This window comes from Nodosilinea sp. FACHB-141, assembly GCF_014696135.1.
Classification (GTDB): Bacteria; Cyanobacteriota; Cyanobacteriia; order Phormidesmidales; family Phormidesmidaceae; genus Nodosilinea.
Window position 1 is genome coordinate 41,462 of sequence record NZ_JACJPP010000018.1, and the last position, 19,630, is coordinate 61,091.

Here is a 19,630-nt window from a genome sequence, read left to right on the forward strand (position 1 = left end):
TCGCTACAAAATTCAGGTGGGCTAGGTAGGGGCGTAGCATGCTACGCCCCTACGGGGATCGTGGTTTGATTCAGCAAAAACTACCGGCGATCGCGCAGCGTCCCTAGAGGAGAATCGCCCTGCTCCACGGGCACACCTGCAGGTATTGGCACTCCATGCTCAGAATGGGATCCAACCACCTCCTTCAGGGTAAAAGCATTCAAGAAGGCGACGATCAGCGCCACACAGCCCAGCATTTGAAAGAACAGCTTATCGCCCGCCACGCCCTGGGGTAGGAGGCTGTACACCGTCAGATAAATCACGGCACCAACATTGCCGTAGGCCCCCACGTTGCCTGCAATCTGCCCGGTAATACGGGGCTTCACCAGCGGCACAATGGCAAAGGTAGCCCCTTCAGCGGCCATCACGAAGAACGACGCCACCATGGTCATCAGCACCACCAAGAGAATCGGCACGCCCTGGCCAAACATGCTGAACAGCAGGTAGCCTACACCCGTACCCGCAATAGTCACCACCAGCGTCAGCTTGCGGCTGCCCAGTTTATCCGACAGCAGACCGCCGCCTGGTCTAGCCACCAGGTTCATAAAAGCGTACATGCCGGCCACGGCCCCAGCGATCGCTGCGGTGAGCCCAAAGCCGCGCTCAAAGTAGGTGGGCAGCATTGACACCACCGCTAGCTCAGAGCCAAAGCAGGCCACGTAGGCCATTTCCAGGTTAAACACTTGGGAAACCTTGTAGCGTTCCTCGGGCGGGTAGCGCTTGGCGCCGGTCATCAGGGGCTTGTTGGCCTGCCAAATGTTGTAGGCCTGAAACAGGTAGAGCCCCACTAAAAGCACCACAATCACCATGAGTGCCTGGTTGCCAATAAAACCTACCTTGGTTAAGCGCCAGGCAATCAGCCCGAGGACGCCTACTAGAGGAATATTCGTCGCCAGCAACAACCAAAAATCGCGCTGACTGGTGACTTCCATACCGGCGCTGCTGGGGGGGCGCTGGTAGACCTTGCCCGGCGGTGTATCGGTCACGGTGAAGTAGTAGATGACGCCGTAGCAGGCGGCGGCAATGCCGGTCAGGGCGATCGCCAGTCGCCAGTTCACCTGGCCTGCGGTTAAAAAGCCTAGCGCGGCAGCGATCGACGGTAGCGTAAAGGCTGCCCCAGCGGAGCCAAAATTGCCCCAGCCGCCGTAGATGCCCTCGGCCAGGCCAATTTCGTTGTCTTCAAACCACTCAGCCACCATGCGAATGCCGATCACAAAGCCGCAGCCGACAATGCTCAGCGCCAGACGGGAGTAGACCATCTGCTCAAAATTTTGAGCTAAAGCAAAGGCGATACAGGGAATTGCTGAGTAGATCAGCAGGCAGGAATAGGTAATGCGTGGCCCAAAGCGATCGAGCACCATGCCAACGATGATGCGGGCAGGTACTGTCAGTGCCACATTGCAGATGGCGATGGTGCGCATTTGCGGGTCGCTCAGCCCCAGGTCGGCCTTGATAGCCGTAGTCAAGGGGGCGAAGTTAAACCAAATCACAAAAGTCAGAAAGAATGCAAACCACGTCAAGTGCAGGATTTTGTACCTGCCGCTAAATGACCACAATCCACCCATAACTACTCAACTCCAGATAGATGATTGCCCCAGAAACCCGATTTAGCCACATGAATTTGCGGCAGATAAGCGCGATCGCAGACTCAGCCATTTAGGCCGATGTCTCTTCACAAACGCGCTAACTATGGGTAAAGAACCTGGGAACTTTCGTCAGCATTAGGAAAAACTTAAACGCGGGCAAGCCTGAATCAGCGAGCCGAAATCACCGAGAAAAGGGCCGCCGACAAATAAATCTTTTTCATAGGCAAAGATTAATAGCGAACCTATAAGTGCTCTGTGTAAGTGCTTACAAAACACCGGCGCTAATGGCTTTTCTGCGTTGCCACGATGCGTTTGTTGCAACAGCGCAGGGCAACACAAAGAGAGGGTTTTCGAAAATTTTCTGTATCTTTAACTACAGAAATAGTAGAATGAAGCAAGATAATTCACTTCCCTGTGCCGTCTAATGAGATTTCAGGATCCTGAAGTTGCGATCGCCCTTCACCGCCTAGAGATGCTGGCCACTGTGGCTGCTGTCCTCGCAGCGTCGATTTTTGTTGGTACCGCCACGACTCTGGTTGCGATCGAGCAGGCCGAACCGTCAGCCCAAGATTTGGTGATGCCCAGCGAAGCGGCGCTTTGGCAGGGTTTAGGGCAAAAAGCTAAGTAGCTGTGCAACTGTACGGGTTGAACCTATCGAAGGCCTTTCCTTTTCGTTGCCGACGGCCTTTATAGTTTTGTGGTTAAATTTTGGCAGCTGCTCAACTGGGTGAGTCTGTATGGCTAGCCTCATTCCCATCTCAACTTTGTTTATTGGCTTGCACGGCCTCATTGCCCTAGCCTTGTCTTACCTAGTCGTGATGGAGCGGATCAGCACCCGGATTTGGCACGGAGCGTCTCAATCCGATGTGTCGAACCAGCCAGATTACCTAGAAAAACCGAGTAAATGGGCTGCTTTTGTCGAAGGCTACACGCAGAAATCTGTAGCTCCTAAGACTGGCGACGATGGCCTATTGCAGCGCAAAGTGCGCGCCTACGGCAATTTTGTTGAGCACGTTCCCCTCGCCCTGCTGTTCATCCTGGCGCTGGAATTGATGCAGGCTGAAGCCTGGCTAGTGTGGATGTTGGGCATTACCCTGTCCGTGGCTCGCATCGCTCACGCCTGGGGCCTCATCAAAACCTACGGGCCATCGCCGGGCCGGGCGATCGGGTTCTTTCTGACCTGGTTTGTCTACCTTGTCGGTGCCGGAGCCTGTATTTATATGGCACTGCTGGCGTTAAGCCAGGGGTAGCCTAAGTGGCGTCCTAAACTTCTAATGAAAGCTGCACATGGTCGGGCTCTCCGGTTGGCTCTAGGTTCGAGAGGGTGAGGCCGAGCAGGCGCACGGGTTGGTTGCGATAGTCCTCTGGGGTCAACCTTTGAGCATCGAGGTGGGCCAAGAGCATTTCTTCGGCCCAGAGCAAAATGGGCGATTCAGCGCCAATAGCGGCGACAAAGGTGCGGCTGCGGGTGATCTGTCGGTAATTGGCGTACTTGACCTTAAGGGTGAGGGTGTGACCTCGACAGCGCTGTTCTTGCAAGCGGCTGATCACCTCGGCGGCGACGCTCCCTAGTGCTGCGGTCATATCCGCCAGATCGGTGAGATTGGGCGAGAACGATCGCTCTGCCCCCAATGATTTGCGAATTCGGTTGGGGTTGACGGGGCGATCGTCCTGGCCCTGGGCGACGCGGTAATAGAAATGGCCTACCTTGCCAAAGTGCTGCACCAAGTCGGCCTCGGCCCGCTGGCGCAGGTCAGCCCCAGTGGCAATGCCCAAGGCACGCATTTTGCGGGCGGTTACATAGCCAATGCCGTGAAACTTTTCAATCGGCAGAGCGGCGACAAAGGCCTCGGCCTGCTCGGGCAAAATTAGGGTGAGGCCATCGGGTTTGTTTTGGCCGCTGGCCATTTTGGCGAGAAACTTGTTGACCGACACCCCCGCCGAGGCCGTGAGCTGGGTGGTGCTGTGAATGTCAGCCTTAATGGCGCGGGCCAGCACCACGGCCGAGGGCTCCCCTAGGGCGTTGGTGGTGACATCCAGGTAGGCTTCGTCGAGGGACAGCGGTTCGACCAGGTCAGTGTAGTGGTGAAAGATAGATCGAATTTGCTGGGAAACAGCTTTATAAACCTCAAAACGCGGTCGAGCAAAAATCAGGTCAGGGCAGCGCTGCTGGGCGATGCGAGCGGGCATAGCGGAGTGAATGCCATACTGACGAGCCTCGTAGCTGGCCGCCGCTACGGCCCCCCGCTGCTCAGGCCGACCGCCTACCACCAGGGGCTTGCCCCGGTACTGAGGAAAGTCTCGCTGTTCTACGGAGGCGTAGAAGGCATCCATATCGACATGGATAATCTTGCGCATTGAGACGGCGATCGCAACATCACTAGCGAGGCATGGCGGTTATACCACCTTAGGACAGGGGGCTTTCCTCCCTGCGGAATAGCGGGCTTGCCGCGATGATTTAAGTATAGAAATTAGAGAGTTAGGGCTATGGCCACTTGGCAATCATCGTCTCAACCACCGAATGCCCAGTCCATGTGGAGCCTGGGTGCGGCTCAGGCCCAAATGCAGGCGATCGCCGCGGCCCTGATGCCCGTGGGGCTTTCCCCTACAGGTCGAGTACAGCTACCCTCCATTGAGATTGAAGACACCACCAATGCCTTGGTGGTAACGGCCTTTTTGCCCGGGGTAGAGCCTCAGGCCGTACAGGTGCGGGCCACCAGCAAGTCGCTCACCTTTTCAGGCCAGCGGCAGTCGGGCTATCGCAGTTCGCTAATCCAGAGCCTGGGAATTAATTATTTTCAGCAGACGGTGCCGCTGCCCGAGCGAGTGCTCGATCGCCGGGTGCAGGTGGCCTACCGGGGTGGGGCGATCGTAGTAACGTTGCCCAAAGCCAAAGGCTGGGGGCAGCGGCTCATGCAGGGTTGGCAGCGGGCACGGGTGGAGTTGGGCCTAGCGCTCAAAGCCTGGGGGCAGCGTCTGTTAGAAGATCGGTAACAGAATCTAAAGCCTAGGTAAGAAAAAGAGTTGGGTGTCAACATCTGATCGACACTGGATCTACGATGAGACCTAGGATTGATTCCATTTATGACTGACTTCGACGATTTTTTGCGCCACAAGTACGCTTACGTAGCCATTGGGGAGTTCAAACCCGGCTGTTTTAGCGAAGCCCGCCAGCTCTACGAAAAGGCGGTATCGACCTACACCAAAGGTTTTCAGGGAGCCTACCTGCTCCAGGAGCCGGGCAGCGATCGCGGCATCGCCATCATTCTCTGGGACAGCATTGAGGATATGGACGACAACCAAAGCGAAGTCTATCAAAAGACCTTGGGCAAAATTGCCCACCTGTTTGAGACGCCGCCCGTGACCTCGTTCTACGAAGTGTGTAGCGAAATCGGCCTGCCCCAAATTTTGGCTGCCGCCAGTGCTGGGGCTAAATAGCGTAAGTCCTACTGGAGCTGAGTGTCTTGAGTGCGACCCCAAAAGTGCTCAGCTCCATCCTATTAGTAGTCTGTCACCAAACAGCTATTGTCCCTAAGGATGCAGGCTTCAATCTGGTTGCTAGCTCAGTGAATCCGATCTTGTAGAGCCGGGGTTAAACACCCACACCCGCTGGTTGCGCGACGATACCAGCGAGGTAGGGTCACGGATGGTCAGCAACTCGACCTAGAACCATCCGCCTAAATATTCAGCTAGTCAATCAATGTCTGAGCCTCAGGTGACCTTTCGGCATCTAATTCCTTGAGGGAAACTCCGAAAGCGATATGGTGTCGAGGCCCGTTTCCTAAATTTGCTAGAGCTAACTGGGGCCTCTTCAAGAGATAGAGCAAGCTAGCTCCAAATTTTCTTATGTCTACAGTGTGATCAAGAATGAAGCGTAAGCAGTGGTTGGTCTTTTGAGACTACGCCGGTCCTGTGCCGAATTCGAGCCTGTCCTTCAGTTCAATCAAAGCAATACAGTCGGAGCATCGGCGTAGCCAAGCTGAAGGCTTCTTGGTGTTCGCTCAGAGAGATATAGAGGCTCAAACAGCATCGACATTACGGCCATCTCAAAGGCTGAGTGCGTGTCTAGCCCGTTTAGAGTTGGCTGTCCAGATAGCGCTATGCCAAATTTTTCTCTGGTCCCAAATGGCGAGTTGGGTCAGTAAATTTACGGGGCTGGGGTGAAGTTTTCAGAGTCAACTCATTCACCCTAAGGAATTTCCCCATGCGTCAATTGATTTTGGGCCAGCTCAAGTGCAACGAAACCGAAGACTGGGGCGCCGACGAGTGCCGTCTCGAAGTTCTCGTCGATGGTACGCTGCAGCCCCACCTCAAGCGCAGCCTCAACGATGGCAATACCTGGTCTTTGAACCAGACCTACACCTTTAACGACGGCGTAGAAATCAAGCTCTGGGACGAAGATTCTCCCGACGCCGACGACTTCTTGGGCTCTGTTCACATCACCGCTGGGCTAACCTCGGGCGCTACCGCCGCGTTTACCCGCGATGGTGCCAACTACCAATTGCGCTACCAGGTCATCGATGTGCCCGATGTTGACCCGGTTGCCAATGCGATCGCCGCCTTTGAGCAATCCTCCCAGCCGGGAGTGTGGCCCCACATCACCAAAGCCGAGCTGATCCAAGACATTCGCGCTACGGTTACCAACCCGCTCAACATCAACCAAAACTACACCCCCTTCTGCGGCCCCACCGCCATTGTGTTTGAGCTGGTGTCTAAACAGCCCGCTCGCTACGTCGAGTTCTGCCGCGCTCTCTATGAAACCGGTCAGTTCCGCGGCCGCACTAAAACCGTGCGTCCTTCCGATGGCCTGCGGCAGAGCAAAATTCGCTCCGGCATGTCCGCCGCCGACTGGATGCTGATCGCCACCCTGCGCGATACTGAGAACCTAATTTTTCCGGTCACTGGGGATTCTGGCAGCCTCGAAAACAATGTCGCTGGCATCACTACCCCCTGGGAAATGAAGGGCTGGATTTCCGAAGTTTTGGGCTACAGCCAGGTCGACTTTGAATCCACCTTTGTCTACGGCGAATTTGACGCCATGAAAAGCGCAGATGCCGCCCGCCGTCAGGGGGGTGTGGCTTTTGTCCTAATCGATGCAGCCATGCTTGGCGGCAGTGCACCTACCGTGGCCTTTCCCAACCACTGGGTCGCCTACCAAGGCGATCTCAGCATCGACAACGGCGTTTGGTATAAGCACGACAGCGGTCACATTCGCTTTAAGTGCTACAGCTGGGGAAGCATTTACTCCGTCGATCGAGGCGAGGGCTCCTTTGAAGATTATATGTGGGGCGTTGTGACGGGGCGATAGGGGTAGATGGGTAGGGGGTGGATGAGTTAGGGGTGGAGGGTCAAGGGTTTAAGGTGTAAGGGTCAAGACAGGCCTTAAACCCTGCACCTTGAACCATCCACTAACCTCTCATCGTTGGCTTAGCAGGCTACCCAACTAAAAGGCTGTAGCTAAACCATTACTCACCCGGTCGCTACCTACAGTTTGATTATTTGCCGCACTCTTACCATCACAGCATGGTGGGGGTGCGGCTCAGTGCTGCCGGGGCGCTCTTGCCAAGTGATTGAGTTAGGAACGTTGTCGCCGGCTCCAGTTGATAGAACACGTCGCGGTTGAGGGCAAAGGCGCGATCGCTCCTTCAGTAGCGTTCTAAAGTTTCAACCGCATCCGCAGGTACTCACAGCACAAACACCACAGCGATGTACTGTACGCAGTCCACCTCAAGACTCTGTGCTTAAGGCTTTGTGAAGACTCCGAAGATATACCTAAAAAGCTATGAACTTCGTGGTCTAGCACCAACGTTTAAGAGTGACCTATGCCACCATCAGAACTATCCCAGGGAGAAAACGTGTGCCGGTTGCAACCTGCCATCACGCAGCGATCGAAACAACATCTATCTGAAATTCGTCACTAAAACTCTGTTATTTAGCCATTGCCACCGTAATCCCGTGTTTTCTTCAACCCCAGCGGCGGGAACTCTCGGAACTCAATCGATGGTAATTGCGTGGCATTAGTCCACAGCAGCTCTAGCAACAACGCAAACGCTTGTACCGTTCAATTTCTCAGGCCGATACGACAGGGCGAAGGGATGGTGCAGCTGTTTTCCCGTCATGCTTTGAGCTCTAAGTGGCCTGCCCAATAGGCTAGCTCGTTAGCCTCAATGGGTTGGTCATCAATGCTTACCGGCAGGCGCTGTTCGAGGGAACTATTCCCTCGGCGGCAACTGCTTTTTGATGCAAAGACTACCGTAAACCACTACTGGAAACTGTAGGTTAATATGACTGTCGCTAAAAATCGTACTAAGCAATCCGCCTCCTATCAAAACGTTGCGGCCCAGACAGCCCCTCAAAATCACTCTATAAATAAGCTAGATATTTCTGTAGAGAGCCCACCCTATTGTCGCGTGACCAATAACATCAAGCCCCTGCTAGAAAAGGTGTATTCCTCGGAAACAGCCGAGCGGTTGACCACCGAAATCTTTGCTCTGATCAAAGACACCCTGTGCCCCTCAGGCCGCGAAGATCTTAAAAAGTGGAACCACAACAATGTTCTGCTAATTACCTACGGCGATACTATCTGCGATGGCGATCGCCCCCCTCTATCGGTGCTGGCCGAGTTTCTCGAAACCCACCTCTACGACACCATTACCGGCGTCCACATTTTGCCCTTCTTCCCCTACAGCTCCGACGATGGCTTTGCCATCATCGACTATCTTCAGGTCAACCCCGAGCTGGGCAGTTGGGACGACATCAAGCGGATTGCTACCAATTTCAACCTGATGGCCGACCTGGTGATCAATCACATCTCCAGTCGGCACGAATGGTTTGAGCAGTTTAAGAAGAACGAACTGCCCGGCCGCAACTATTTCATCACCGCTGACCCCAACGAAGACCTGTCTCAAGTGGTGCGACCCCGCAGTTCGCCACTGCTGACCCCGGTAGAAACCCCCACAGGGGAAAAGCACGTCTGGACTACCTTCAGTGCTGACCAAGTCGATGTCAACTTTGAGAACCCCGACGTGCTGATTGAGTACGTCAAAATTATCCTGGCCTATGTCGAGGCTGGGGCGCGCTACATTCGCCTCGATGCGGTGGGCTTCTTGTGGAAAAAGCACAGTACCAACTGCATGCACCTATCTGAGACCCACGCCATCGTGCGCCTGTTCCGCGAGATCTTGCAGCTGGTTGACCCCGGCATTTCGCTGATCACTGAGACCAACGTGCCCAACCGCGAGAACCTCAGCTACTTCGGCAACCGCAACGAAGCCCACATGATCTATAACTTCAGCCTGCCGCCGCTGCTGCTGAATGCGCTCATGCAGGGCCGCGCCGACCACCTCAAAACCTGGATGATGAGTATGCCGCCTGCCCCCATTGGCTGCGCCTACTTCAACTTCACCGCCTCCCATGACGGCATTGGCATGCGCCCCGCCGAAGGGCTGCTAACCGGCGACGAGCATGAGCAGCTAATTGCAGCCATGCGTAATTTTGGCGGCAAAATCAGCATGCGCAGCCGCCCCGACGGCACCGAGTCGCCCTACGAGATTAATATTTCATTATTCGATGCCCTCAAGGGCACCGTCAAAGGCGAAGATCAGTGGCAGGTAGAGCGGTTCCTCTGCTCCCAGACCATCATGATGGCGCTGGAGGGCATTCCCGCTTTCTACATCCATAGCCTGCTGGCCACCCACAACTACACCGAAGGCGTTGAAGAAACCGGCCACAACCGCACCATCAACCGCTACAAGTGGGATCTCAAGACGCTAGAAACCGCTCTGGCCGACCCCACTACCTCCCATGCCAAGGTGTTGGCAGAACTCAAGCGGCTAATCAAGATTCGTCGTCAGCAAACCTCGTTTCACCCTAACGCCACCCAGTACACGCTGCACCCGATGAACCCGGCTCTATTTGCCTTCTGGCGGCAAAGCTTAACCCGCGACCAAAGCATCTTCTCAGTGCACAATTTGAGCGACCAGCCTCAAGACCTACAGCTGAGTGATCTCAATCTAGTCAGCACCGACGACTGGTATGACCTAATCAGCGGACACCGGTTTACCGATGACCGCGCCATCTATAAACTGGCCCCTTACCAGTCGGTTTGGATTACCAACAAGCCCAACTCCGCCCACGACGACACCATGCCGACGCTGTTATAGACTCAAAAGTAAAGCGGCCTCAGTTAGCTGAGGCCGCTTTACTTTTGAGTTAGATTAATTACTCTAAGAAGTTGCGATCGTCGTCCAGGCAGGCGTCCCAGCTGGCGGAGAGGGCGTCAGCGACCATGGCCTCAAAGGCAGCAGTGTTAACCGATCGCGTAATGTGCTCGTGCATGGGATTAGACAACGGGATCAGGCGCAGTCGTCGGTTGTCTTGCACCAGGTCAAAATGGTTGCCGTCGGCATCGGTTTTGCCAAGTTCTAAGCAATCAAAGCTGTAAACGTTGATATAGAGTGTATGATTAGCCACTAGCGTGGCCTGTTGCCCGTCGGCAAACACTTCCATGACCAGTCCTTGGCCCTCGGAGAGGGTAATGCCGTCTTGGAAATGGCGGTACTGCACTTGTCCCAGATCTTGCAGTAGCCTGAGCATGTCGTTTTTGTTGACAACGACCCCGCTATCGATTAAACAAGGAGCGGGGATACTTAAATTGCTAGCACGCTCGTGATTCATGGGTTTTTAACCACGCTACGTTGGCGGGTGGAGCAAAGCCCGTGGCGATCGCTCCTGTGGGTCTATATCCACGATACTCGATATCGCTGGGAATGATCTGCCCAGCGATCGCTTAGCTCTGTGGAAAACCCTGAGACAATTCTGCCAAAGGCCCAGCGGCTAGGCATTCCGCCAAAATGCTGAAGTCTCCGTAATTTTGCCGAAATGTTTCTCTATAGCGCAGAGGTGGATCCGTGACTCCATTGCCCCCCGCGCGGCCCGGTGAGACCACCCCTCGTCCCGGCTGGTTTTCCCGTTTGGGAGGATCCATTTTGTTCTACACAAAGCTGCCGTTGCTTCCAGGTTGGCAACCCCGCTTTGAGGGCATTGCCCCGCTGGCTCCGGTGGTGGGCCTGGGCCTAGGCCTTAGTTTGGTCGCGGTCGATTTTGCCCTGGCTCAGCTGGGTATGCCGACGCTAACCCGCAGTGCCCTGGTAATTGGTTTGGGGGTGTGGCTAACTGGTGGACTGCATCTCGATGGCGCCATGGATACTGCCGATGGCCTGGCGGTGATGGACCCTCAGCGGCGGCTGGCGGTGATGGCCGACAGCCATAGCGGAGCCTTTGGGGTGATGGCGGCGATCGCCATTCTCGGCCTCAAAACCCTAGCTCTGGCTGAGCTGGCCTCTGGACGCGGTTGGGTACTGGTGGCGGCAATGGTGTGGGGTCGCTGGGGCCAGGTAGTAGCGATCGCTCGCTACCCCTACCTGCGTGCTGAGGGGAAAGGGGCGCTGCATCGGGAGCATTTGCGATCGCCCCAGGACTGGCTGTTAGGGCTGGCGCTGGCTCTAGGAATACATGGTCTTTGGCTCTGGAGACAGCCCAATCAAATTTTGCTCATCGGTATCAGCCTGGTGGGGGGATTGGTTGCCTCTTTTCTCATAGGAGCCTGGCTGAATCATCGCCTGGGAGGGCACACTGGCGACACCTACGGAGCCACAGTGGAATGGACCGAAACCCTGCTGCTGTGCCTAGCTACCCTGGCATAGGCCTGCCATACCTGCTTAGAGAGGTTGCAATTAAAACGGCTGAAGTCAACTGCACAATCAGCGAATTGCAAGCGAAGCTTCCGCTAGTTTAGATATTTGGAGCGCGTCACAAAAACCGAATTTTTGAAGCTACGGCTCTAGCTAAAGTGCATCGCAAGCTAGAAACCCGGTTTCTAGCCAAAGGTATTTAATCAAACGCGTGAATACTGGTTCGGAATGCCCTTGGTCATCGAATTGCCCCCAGGGTATTCTTCCAGCTCAGCTCTTTACCCAGCACCATCAGCGCTCTTTGGTCGGCCCCGGTGAACAAACCACTGTCAACTAGCTCAGCCAGCACCTGCTGAGCCAGTTGAGCGGCAAACACGCCTCCCGACCTGAGCAAATGGCTGTAGTAGCTAAACTGCGTCTGCCCATCTTCGTTGCAGTGGAAGCAGTGCACCTGCTCTGGCGTTAGGCCATAGACCGGTGTATTAGCGGGCACCACCACCCGAGGAATGCCGTGTTTTCCATAGCGCTGATTGCCCTCGCCCTCTAAGGTACCTACCAGCACCACCCCCAGCAAAGTGCGAGTCTCTTGCACGAGATCAGGGGTAAACAAAGGATCAGGCTCACTCGACAATCGTGGCCCACTATTGAAAAAGAGCGGGTTGAACAGCTGCGAGTTGTATACCAGCCCCACTGCCCAGTGGCGGCTGTCGTTGTCAAAGCTGACAAACTGACCAAAGCCGCAGTCTTCAGGCGTTGGTGGCGAACAGACATCCTGGGCGTCGTCAACCTGCACCACATAGTCGCAGTGGGAGTTAGACTTCACCACTTTGCCGAGACGGCAGGGGGGTAGGGCCATAGAGAACAGATCCATAGAGCGCTCTAGGGTGGAACATGGGTACTTATTGTAGACCGTTCCGCCATAGGTGAGCACTTTAGCTGCGGCTATGCTTAGCAACTGCCACAATTCCGGCAGTTAAGCCAAGGCAAAGCCTTCTGAACTCGTCTATAGACCAAACCCCTCGTCAAAGTCGCTGCGGGTCATGGGCTGACTGACCTCCAAGCCCTCGCCCCCCAGCACCGTCAGGGGCTTGCCATCCACCGAAATCCACACTGGGGCGGCAGGGTCAAAGGCAGTGGCCGTATAGATCACCTGGCCGAGGCGACCCATCATTGCTGCGCTGCCGCCGCCGGTCTCAAAGTTGCTCGACAGATCGACATGGATCCCGTCTGCCTCCACTGAAGCCTCGATCAGCTGAGTCTGTTCAGGAATTGTAGTGAATGCCTGCTGGCTCGGATCGCCCGACTTGGAAAGCAGGTCGCCAAATGCGGCGGTGACTTTCTCTGAGGGAGAGGCATCGGACGCGACAGTAATGGGCTGAGGCACCAGCGCAAAGCCTGTGCCCTCATCCTTGAGCCAGTAAACCTCACCAGTAACTTCTACCGGAGCGGGCTGGCTAACCGGTTCTTTTGGAATGGTTTCTTCGACCTTGGGCGGCGCGGCCGGGGTAGTGACCTCCGGCACGGTCATAATGGGTTCGGGGTCAATACTGAGGTTAGGAAACTCTGCCACTGGGGGGGTAGGGTTTATGGCCCGCCAAGTAAACCATGCCACAGACCCGCCAGAGGCCACTACCAAAGTAGTTAATCCGGCCAAAATGCCGAGGGGAATACGCCTTAGCTTACTTCTGAGATCCATGGTGGGGGTCCAAATGGGGTCACAACCTTAGCCTAGGGTAGTCCAACTTGCCCTAGGGTGGGGTGGGGACAGCTTCTTGAGCTGGCTGCCGAATCAAGAGCGGAGAGGTTGGCTCTATTTTGGCAAAGATGGCAACATCTAGCTCATTGTCTCGGACGTTAAGGTCGATCACGCGGGCTACCACGCCCAACGCCTCTAATCGCCGCAGGGTAAGGCGCTCTTGAGCACCTTGCACAAACGCTTCGAGCAGCTGGGGTGGGGTGTCTTCACCGTCGACAGTAATGGTAGGGTCAACCAGGGCAAACCGATGGCCGTTGAGGATGGTCAGTCCTAGCTCGACCTCGATCGCAATATTCTCCTGGGTCACCTGGTCTTGCAGATCGACCACAACGCGAAAGCGATCGCCCTCCAAAAACTCCAGCGACGGATTGGCGAGGCCGTAGCGATTTCGCTCGCGCTGACCTGCTGCTCCCGGCAGGGTAAATTCTAGGGTGTCGAGCCAGCCCTGTGCCAGGGGCGACTGCAAAAACGCATTTAGATCGTCGTCGTTGAGACGCAGGCGCAGGGCGGTCTGGGCCGGTTCGTCGAGCACCAGCGCCCCCTGCTGCAAACGACCAAGATCGACATCTACAGCGTCGGTTTCTATATCTATAGAGTCGATGCGCAGGCCGGGTATCTGCCGGGTTTCGACTCCTCGCGCGGCAATCCAAGTGTGCTCAATGCGGCCGCTGGCCAGCTGATAGTTAGGCACATTGTCGATGCGCACCTGCAACGTCTCGGCCTCGGCAAGCTGGTTGCGCAGGGCGGCCTCGGCCAGGGTGTCGACCACCACGCCGCCGCTACCCGCCACCCCCAGCAGGGCCGAGAGAATAATGGTGATCAGTTCCATGGTTCCTCCTGGGGAGTGGGTGGGGGCTGGTCCTAGCGGCTGGCCAGCAGTTCGTCGACAATCCAGCCCTTGATCAGGGCAACGACCTCGGCCAGGGCCACCTCCTGCACAATGCCTGTGGCCCGATCGACTACCTCCACTTTGCCATCCCCCAAGGCCCGGCCGGTAACAATACGGTAGGGAATGCCAATTAGATCGGCATCTTTAAATTTGACCCCAGCCCGCTCGTCGCGATCGTCGAGCAGGGCCTCGACTCCCACTGACAGCAGCTCTTTGTAGATCGCCTTGGCGGCTTCGACCTGCAAATCGTCGCCCATGTTGGGAATCACCACGATCGCCTGGTAGGGCGCGATCGCCACCGGCCAGACAATGCCGTTTTTATCGTAGGACTGCTCCACCGCCGCCTGGGCCAGACGCGACACACCAACCCCATAGCAGCCCATCACCAGGGGCAGCTCGGCCCCGTTTTCGTCGGTGAAGGTGGCCCCTAGCGCCTGGGAGTATTTAGTGCCCAGCTGGAAGATGTGGCCAATCTCAATGCCCCGCGCGGTTTGCAGGGTTTGGCTGGGGTCATGCAGGGCACGATCGCCCGCCGCCGCCTTGCGCACATCCACCACTTGTTTGGGCAGGGTGAATTCCTTGCCCCAGTTGCCGCCCACCACGTGATAGCCCGCCTCGTTTGAGCCGGTGACGAAGTTTTTCAGGTCGGTGGCGGTGCGATCGGCCAGGCGCAGAAACTTGGGCTCCACCTCTTTGCCGCCGTTAATATAGTCATCGCCCAGGTCGGGAGCCATGTAGCCCAGGGGCAGAGGTTTGGCGGCCCACTGGCGCTGGGCGTCTTCGTCGGGCACTCCTAGGGAGATCACGGCGGCACCGCCGTAGTCGGCGGCCAGCTTAGTGAGTTCGTTAGTGAGCTTCACGTCGTTGACATCCTGGTCGCCGCGCAGGCTGACCAGCACCAGCACCACCCGGCCGTTGTCGAACACCGCCTGATACAGCACGTTCTTGACGATCTGGGTGGGTGAGCACTTGAGAAACTTTGCCAGAGATTCAATCGTGGGCGTGTTTGGGGTTTCCAGCTTCTCAAACTTAGTAAAGGTAGAGGGCACCGAATCTACTGGGCGCGACACGGCCTTCTCCACGTTGGCGGCGTACTTACCGTCTTCGGTATAGAGCACCTCGTCTTCGCCCGCCTCGGCCAGCACCATAAACTCAGTGGAGCCCGACCCGCCGATCGCCCCAGAGTCCGCATCCACCGCTCGAAACTCCAGCCCGCAGCGGCGCAGAATGTTGCTGTAGGCCTGGTACATCTCCTGGTAGGTTTCCTTCAGACTGCTCTCGCTGGTGTGAAACGAGTAGCCGTCTTTCATGATGAATTCGCGCCCGCGCATGAGGCCAAAGCGAGGCCGAATCTCATCGCGAAACTTGGTTTGAATCTGGTAGAGGTGCAGGGGCAACTGCCGGTAGGACCGCACCATGTCGCGAGCGATAGCGGTGATTACCTCCTCGTGGGTGGGGCCAAGGCCAACCTCCTGCTGGCGGCGATCGATCAGCGAGAACATAATGCCCTCAGCCTTGGTGTAGGTATCCCACCGGCCCGACTCGCGCCACAGCTCAGCCGGTTGCAGCTGCGGCAGTAGGCACTCCTGCGCCCCTGTAATATTCATCTCGTCGCGCACAATATCTGAGATCTTGTTGAGCACTCGCCACAGCAGGGGCAGGTAGGCGTAAACCCCGCTGGCAACACGACGCATGTACCCCGCCCGCAGCAGCAGTTTGTGGCTAGGAATCTCGGCCTCTGCCGGATCTTCTCGTAGGGTGACAAACAGCATTTGGGATAGACGCATGGGGGTCTCCAACGGTGACTGGGGAGGGCTCATAGGCCATAGTAAACGAGGACGGGCAGCCCTTCCATCACCTGACCGGTGCAGCCGGAACTGTTTACTGCTCGATTACCTGCTGGTGCCCATCGGGAATGGTAGAGAAATCCGCTACAGTGTCTAAGCAGCCGTTCTAGAATTGGCGCTGGGCGTTGGCCTCTGGCCGGTCTTCGACCATTGCCCTTAGCTCAACCAGAATTGCTGCATTGCAAGGGAAGCGGCATCTGCCCATCGTTCCTGGAAATAGCCTCGCCGAGAGACTGACGCTGCAATATCCTGCATCCTCAAGGTCTGGGTTAGGCGTACCGTCTCAACTATTGCTCATCTATGAAAAAAGTTTTCGTCCTCGACACCAACGTATTGCTTCACGATCCGATGGCAATGTTCAGGTTTGAGGACAACGATGTGGTGTTACCCATCACCATTATCGAAGAACTCGATCGCTTCAAAAAAGGCACCGCCGACACCGGCCGCAACGCCCGCTACGTGTCGCGCACTCTAGATGAACTGCGCCAGCAGGGCTCATTGGTGCAAGGCATTCCTTTAGAAAAGGGCGGCACCCTCAAAGTGGCTCTGTGCCACCGCGATACCCTACGACAGCTGCCCGCCGAGCTAGAGGGCGACCAGGGCGACAACGCTATTCTCGCCGTGGCGATGGAGTATAAGCACCACCACGATATGCCCGTGGTGCTGGTCAGCAAAGATACCAACTTGCGCATTAAAGCCAATGCCGTCGGGCTGGTGGCTGAAGACTACGAAACCGACAAGATTGACTACGACGACCTCTACACCGGCACCCTGGAGGTGATGACCTCTGCCGAGGCCATGAGCCAGTTGTTTGGCAGCGGTCACCTAAAGCTCGACGTGCCCCTCCACCCTAACCAGGCCATGACTCTGGTCGATGAATCAAATCCGAACCACACGGCACTAGCGATGGTGCAGGGCAGCAGCGGCAAGCTGGTGCCCCTCAGCAAACTACCCCACGCTGGGGTATCGCGGGTGCTGCCCCGCAACCGCGAGCAGCGGTTTGCCTTTGAGCTGCTGCTGCAAGACTCGATCTCAATGGTGACCCTGGTAGGCAAGGCGGGTACGGGGAAAACGCTGCTGGCGATCGCCGCCGGGGTGCAAAAAGTCGCCGATGAGCGCCTCTACTCGCGCCTGCTGATCGCTCGCCCCATCGTGCCCTTGGGCCGCGACATTGGCTACCTACCTGGCGACATGCGCGAAAAGCTCAACCCCTGGATGCAGCCCCTCTACGACAACTTCGACCTCATCTTTGGCACCCAGGATATGCGCGGTCGCCCCGAGCACTGGCGGCGCGGCCACGAAGAAATGATCGACCAGGGGCTATTGCAGATTGAGGCGCTGACCTACATTCGGGGGCGATCGATTCCCAAGCAGTTCTTGATTGTTGATGAAGCCCAAAACCTCACTCCCCACGAGGTCAAAACTATTCTGACCCGCGCTGGGGAAGGCACCAAAATCGTTCTGACCGGCGACCCCGACCAGATCGACAACCCCTATGTTGACGCCTCTAGCAACGGCCTAACCTACGTCGTCGAGCGGTTTAAGGATGAAGCCCTAGCTGGGCACATAACGCTCAATAAAGGGGAGCGATCGGGCCTGGCTGAGCGGGCCGCGATGCTGTTGTAGAACTTGCCGATTTACTGTTGCCAACCTAAGGCCGCTCACTGGCGATCGCCTAGTTTGGGCGAGTTTAACATTCTATTGTTCAGCCCTGAGCCATTGAACCTGAATCATTGGGCAAGTTAGCCTGGCGATCGAAATCCATTGATTAGCGATAGGCGATCTTTATGAATATGCTTAATATTCATTCATTAAACACTAATTAAATCAACGCTAAACGGCATTGACGACAACAGAAATGCCATCGAATTATCGGCATTCCCTGACCATTTTCGAAAAGAAGTTAACCTTTACCTTTGCGCCCCATAGGGTCTTTCTAACTTGTTAGGATGCCACCAAATCTAGCAACGGGAGATTCTTTATGACTCGCTTCCTTGTAGCCGTAGTAGATGGTGCCAAAGCTAAGTTTTTGACCCTTGAGCCCGTGGCAGTGCCAGAGTTAGAATCTGGCCCCGATTTGATCGAACGTTGCCAACTGCTAAATTCAGCAGCAGAAATTCCCAATCAAGACCTGGGAGCTAATAGTAAAGCTAGTCGCAATCGGGGCAGCGGCAGCCGGGGCCACAGCTACGGCGATCGCCGGGACAACTACCTAGTCGAGTTTGAGCGCCGTTTTGCCCAGGCCATCGGGGCGCAGATGGAAGCGTTGATTAATGCTTATGATCTCAACACTCTGGTGCTAGTGGCCGAGCCACAAATTTTAGGCACATTGCGCAACTGTTTAACGGGAATGAGCGGTCGATTGCAGGTGCAAGAATTGGCCAAGGACCTGTGCAAAATGAAACCCCAACAGTTGCAAGATTACCTGGCCCAAAAGGGGGTGTTGCCAACTCGGCAGGTGGCACTGGCAACGGGGCGATCGCGCTACAGCAACAGCTAGCGAATCTAGCTCAAGTTTACTGATCTAGCAGAGCCAGGGCCTCATTTAGCGGCAAGGGACGGCTGAATAGAAAGCCCTGGCCAATGTCACAGCCCATCGATTTTAGGGCGGCCATCTGGGCAGGGGTTTCAATGCCTTCAGCCACGGTGGGCAGACCCAGTTGGCGGGCAATATCGATAATCGAGCCGACTAAAATTTTGGCGCGATCGCTGCTGCACAACTTTTGAATGAACGACTGATCAATTTTCAAACAGTCGATTTCGCAGCGCTCTAGATAGTTGAGACTAGAGTAGCCGGTGCCAAAGTCGTCAAGGGAAACCTCAAATCCGGCGGCGCGGCACTTGCCGATGGAGTTAATCGCCTCAGCCTCATTCAAGAAGATCCGCTCCGTTACCTCTAGCTTAATTTGCTGGGCATCAACACCATGGCGCTGGGTACAGGCAATTAACCGCTCAAAAAAATCGGGCTGCTGGAACTGACGCACCGAAATGTTGATGCTAATAAAAAAGTCAGCGCGGCTCTGATCGCGGCCTTCTAAGTGCCTCTGAAAACGGCACAGATCGGCACAGGAGTGATCCAAAATCCAGTCACCCATGGGCAAAATTAGCGAGGTTTCTTCAGCCAGGGTAATAAACCGCTGGGGAGTCACAGAGCCACGCTGGGGGCATTGCCACCGCAGCAGCGCTTCAAAGCCCACAATGGCACCTGTGGTTAGGTTTAAAAGAGGCTGATAGACCAGCGATAGCTCATCGTTACGGACGGCATTTTGTAGGTCAGACTCTAGTTTAATATCGTCTAAAATTTGCTGGTGTTGCTGACTTCTTGCGTAGGCTTTCTCAGTTATGGCGGGGCTGGGCAGACCAATGTGAGGGTTTGATAGAGCCTTGATATAAGTGTTGTAGGCTCGGTTGCGGTGCAGCGACATAGAGATAAACAGCCGCACCATCGGCGACGACGACTCGATGCGCTCAGCGATCTGAGCCGCTGATACCACAATGCAGCGGCAGGGGCTAAGGGCTTTAGCCGAGGCCGAGCGGGGCGAGGCATCAATAATACCCATTTCTCCAAAAATATCCCCTGGCCCCAGCACATTGAGCTGGATTGAATCGTGGCCAGAACCCACAAAAATCTCGACGTAGCCCGACTCAATAATATAGGCTTTATCAGCAGCGCTGCCCTCGGTAAAAATCGTTTCGCTCTCTGCAAATAGTCGAATATTGCAGTTAGGGGCGATCGCCATATCGGCCGCCAGATTAATGCTATCGCCGTCTTCGGGGGCAGGTTCCATAGGAGGCAATGGACCGAGGGATATAGGGCAAGA

At 55.8% G+C, this 19,630-nt stretch carries 17 protein-coding genes; 9 read left to right on the forward strand and 8 right to left on the reverse strand.

All coding sequences use genetic code 11. From position 1 onward, the window contains the following. Window positions 1-80: 80 nt before the first annotated feature. Complete coding sequence (locus H6F59_RS18555; RefSeq protein ID WP_190703551.1) at window positions 81-1,604, reverse strand: NarK family nitrate/nitrite MFS transporter; 1,524 nt, start codon at window positions 1,602-1,604, stop codon at window positions 81-83. A 445-nt stretch (window positions 1,605-2,049) separates the two neighbouring features. Between H6F59_RS18555 and H6F59_RS18560 the strand changes: the two genes are divergently transcribed. Both H6F59_RS18560 and H6F59_RS18565 read left to right on the forward strand, forming a co-directional pair. After that, entirely contained in the window at window positions 2,050-2,253 is a 204-nt protein-coding gene (locus tag H6F59_RS18560; protein ID WP_190703555.1) for a hypothetical protein, read from the forward strand. 109 nt (window positions 2,254-2,362) lie between these two features. After that, a complete protein-coding gene (locus H6F59_RS18565) occupies window positions 2,363-2,875 on the forward strand; it encodes an MAPEG family protein (RefSeq protein ID WP_190703560.1) in 513 nt (170 codons plus the stop codon). Between the two features lie 13 nt (window positions 2,876-2,888). On the opposite strand, the gene dinB is transcribed toward H6F59_RS18565, so the two are convergent. After that, entirely contained in the window at window positions 2,889-3,983 is a 1,095-nt protein-coding gene (gene dinB / locus H6F59_RS18570) for a DNA polymerase IV (RefSeq protein ID WP_190703574.1), read from the reverse strand. Between the two features lie 129 nt (window positions 3,984-4,112). Here dinB and H6F59_RS18575 point away from each other — a divergent pair, with 129 nt between their 5' ends. From H6F59_RS18575 to H6F59_RS18590, 4 genes are all read left to right on the forward strand, one after another. Continuing rightward, on the forward strand, window positions 4,113-4,619 hold the full coding sequence (locus H6F59_RS18575) for an Hsp20/alpha crystallin family protein (protein ID WP_190703578.1): 507 nt from the start codon (window positions 4,113-4,115) through the stop codon (window positions 4,617-4,619). A 90-nt stretch (window positions 4,620-4,709) separates the two neighbouring features. Next, the gene (locus H6F59_RS18580) at window positions 4,710-5,063 is read left to right on the forward strand and encodes an antibiotic biosynthesis monooxygenase (RefSeq protein WP_190521241.1); all 354 of its coding nucleotides are present in this window, start codon (window positions 4,710-4,712) and stop codon (window positions 5,061-5,063) included. Between the two features lie 766 nt (window positions 5,064-5,829). Beyond that, window positions 5,830-6,933, forward strand: coding sequence for a hypothetical protein (locus tag H6F59_RS18585; protein ID WP_190703583.1), 1,104 nt, complete (start codon window positions 5,830-5,832; stop codon window positions 6,931-6,933). A 1,102-nt stretch (window positions 6,934-8,035) separates the two neighbouring features. Beyond that, the gene (locus H6F59_RS18590) at window positions 8,036-9,787 is read left to right on the forward strand and encodes an alpha-amylase family glycosyl hydrolase (RefSeq protein WP_190703596.1); all 1,752 of its coding nucleotides are present in this window, start codon (window positions 8,036-8,038) and stop codon (window positions 9,785-9,787) included. 58 nt (window positions 9,788-9,845) lie between these two features. Here H6F59_RS18590 and H6F59_RS18595 read toward each other — a convergent pair whose 3' ends face one another. Continuing rightward, the gene (locus H6F59_RS18595) at window positions 9,846-10,301 is read right to left on the reverse strand and encodes a hypothetical protein (RefSeq protein WP_190521225.1); all 456 of its coding nucleotides are present in this window, start codon (window positions 10,299-10,301) and stop codon (window positions 9,846-9,848) included. 233 nt (window positions 10,302-10,534) lie between these two features. Between H6F59_RS18595 and cobS the strand changes: the two genes are divergently transcribed. Then, on the forward strand, window positions 10,535-11,329 hold the full coding sequence (gene cobS / locus H6F59_RS18600; RefSeq protein ID WP_313887251.1) for an adenosylcobinamide-GDP ribazoletransferase: 795 nt from the start codon (window positions 10,535-10,537) through the stop codon (window positions 11,327-11,329). Between the two features lie 226 nt (window positions 11,330-11,555). On the opposite strand, the gene H6F59_RS18605 is transcribed toward cobS, so the two are convergent. From H6F59_RS18605 to H6F59_RS18620, 4 genes are all read right to left on the reverse strand, one after another. Beyond that, window positions 11,556-12,188, reverse strand: coding sequence for a hypothetical protein (locus H6F59_RS18605; protein ID WP_190703599.1), 633 nt, complete (start codon window positions 12,186-12,188; stop codon window positions 11,556-11,558). Between the two features lie 132 nt (window positions 12,189-12,320). Then, window positions 12,321-13,013, reverse strand: a complete 693-nt coding sequence (locus H6F59_RS18610) for a GerMN domain-containing protein (RefSeq protein WP_190703612.1) — start codon at window positions 13,011-13,013, stop codon at window positions 12,321-12,323. A 52-nt stretch (window positions 13,014-13,065) separates the two neighbouring features. Then, on the reverse strand, window positions 13,066-13,902 hold the full coding sequence (locus H6F59_RS18615; RefSeq protein WP_190703615.1) for a DUF2993 domain-containing protein: 837 nt from the start codon (window positions 13,900-13,902) through the stop codon (window positions 13,066-13,068). A gap of 32 nt (window positions 13,903-13,934) precedes the next feature. Beyond that, window positions 13,935-15,749 carry a proline--tRNA ligase gene (locus H6F59_RS18620; protein ID WP_190703617.1) on the reverse strand — a complete coding sequence of 605 codons (1,815 nt, stop codon included), beginning with the start codon at window positions 15,747-15,749 and terminating at the stop codon, window positions 13,935-13,937. Window positions 15,750-16,109: 360 nt separating this feature from the next. Here H6F59_RS18620 and H6F59_RS18625 point away from each other — a divergent pair, with 360 nt between their 5' ends. Both H6F59_RS18625 and H6F59_RS18630 read left to right on the forward strand, forming a co-directional pair. After that, the gene (locus tag H6F59_RS18625; protein WP_190703621.1) at window positions 16,110-17,435 is read left to right on the forward strand and encodes a PhoH family protein; all 1,326 of its coding nucleotides are present in this window, start codon (window positions 16,110-16,112) and stop codon (window positions 17,433-17,435) included. A gap of 355 nt (window positions 17,436-17,790) precedes the next feature. Next, window positions 17,791-18,309: a host attachment protein gene (locus H6F59_RS18630; RefSeq protein WP_190703624.1), complete on the forward strand. Its 519-nt coding sequence runs from the start codon at window positions 17,791-17,793 to the stop codon at window positions 18,307-18,309. Between the two features lie 16 nt (window positions 18,310-18,325). Here H6F59_RS18630 and H6F59_RS18635 read toward each other — a convergent pair whose 3' ends face one another. After that, window positions 18,326-19,597 carry an EAL domain-containing protein gene (locus tag H6F59_RS18635; RefSeq protein ID WP_190703628.1) on the reverse strand — a complete coding sequence of 424 codons (1,272 nt, stop codon included), beginning with the start codon at window positions 19,595-19,597 and terminating at the stop codon, window positions 18,326-18,328. Window positions 19,598-19,630 lie beyond the last annotated feature (33 nt).

Coding starts and splice junctions, on each gene's coding strand:
- H6F59_RS18605 (WP_190703599.1), bottom strand. CDS start 12,188: ATGGATCTGTTCTCTATGGCCCTACCCCCCTGCCGTCTCGGCAAAGTG.
- H6F59_RS18635 (WP_190703628.1), bottom strand. CDS start 19,597: ATGGAACCTGCCCCCGAAGACGGCGATAGCATTAATCTGGCGGCCGAT.
- H6F59_RS18580 (WP_190521241.1), top strand. CDS start 4,710: ATGACTGACTTCGACGATTTTTTGCGCCACAAGTACGCTTACGTAGCC.
- H6F59_RS18565 (WP_190703560.1), top strand. CDS start 2,363: ATGGCTAGCCTCATTCCCATCTCAACTTTGTTTATTGGCTTGCACGGC.
- H6F59_RS18610 (WP_190703612.1), bottom strand. CDS start 13,013: ATGGATCTCAGAAGTAAGCTAAGGCGTATTCCCCTCGGCATTTTGGCC.
- H6F59_RS18625 (WP_190703621.1), top strand. CDS start 16,110: ATGAAAAAAGTTTTCGTCCTCGACACCAACGTATTGCTTCACGATCCG.
- H6F59_RS18560 (WP_190703555.1), top strand. CDS start 2,050: ATGAGATTTCAGGATCCTGAAGTTGCGATCGCCCTTCACCGCCTAGAG.
- dinB (WP_190703574.1), bottom strand. CDS start 3,983: ATGCGCAAGATTATCCATGTCGATATGGATGCCTTCTACGCCTCCGTA.
- H6F59_RS18555 (WP_190703551.1), bottom strand. CDS start 1,604: ATGGGTGGATTGTGGTCATTTAGCGGCAGGTACAAAATCCTGCACTTG.
- H6F59_RS18630 (WP_190703624.1), top strand. CDS start 17,791: ATGACTCGCTTCCTTGTAGCCGTAGTAGATGGTGCCAAAGCTAAGTTT.
- H6F59_RS18615 (WP_190703615.1), bottom strand. CDS start 13,902: ATGGAACTGATCACCATTATTCTCTCGGCCCTGCTGGGGGTGGCGGGT.
- H6F59_RS18585 (WP_190703583.1), top strand. CDS start 5,830: ATGCGTCAATTGATTTTGGGCCAGCTCAAGTGCAACGAAACCGAAGAC.
- H6F59_RS18595 (WP_190521225.1), bottom strand. CDS start 10,301: ATGAATCACGAGCGTGCTAGCAATTTAAGTATCCCCGCTCCTTGTTTA.
- H6F59_RS18575 (WP_190703578.1), top strand. CDS start 4,113: ATGGCCACTTGGCAATCATCGTCTCAACCACCGAATGCCCAGTCCATG.
- H6F59_RS18620 (WP_190703617.1), bottom strand. CDS start 15,749: ATGCGTCTATCCCAAATGCTGTTTGTCACCCTACGAGAAGATCCGGCA.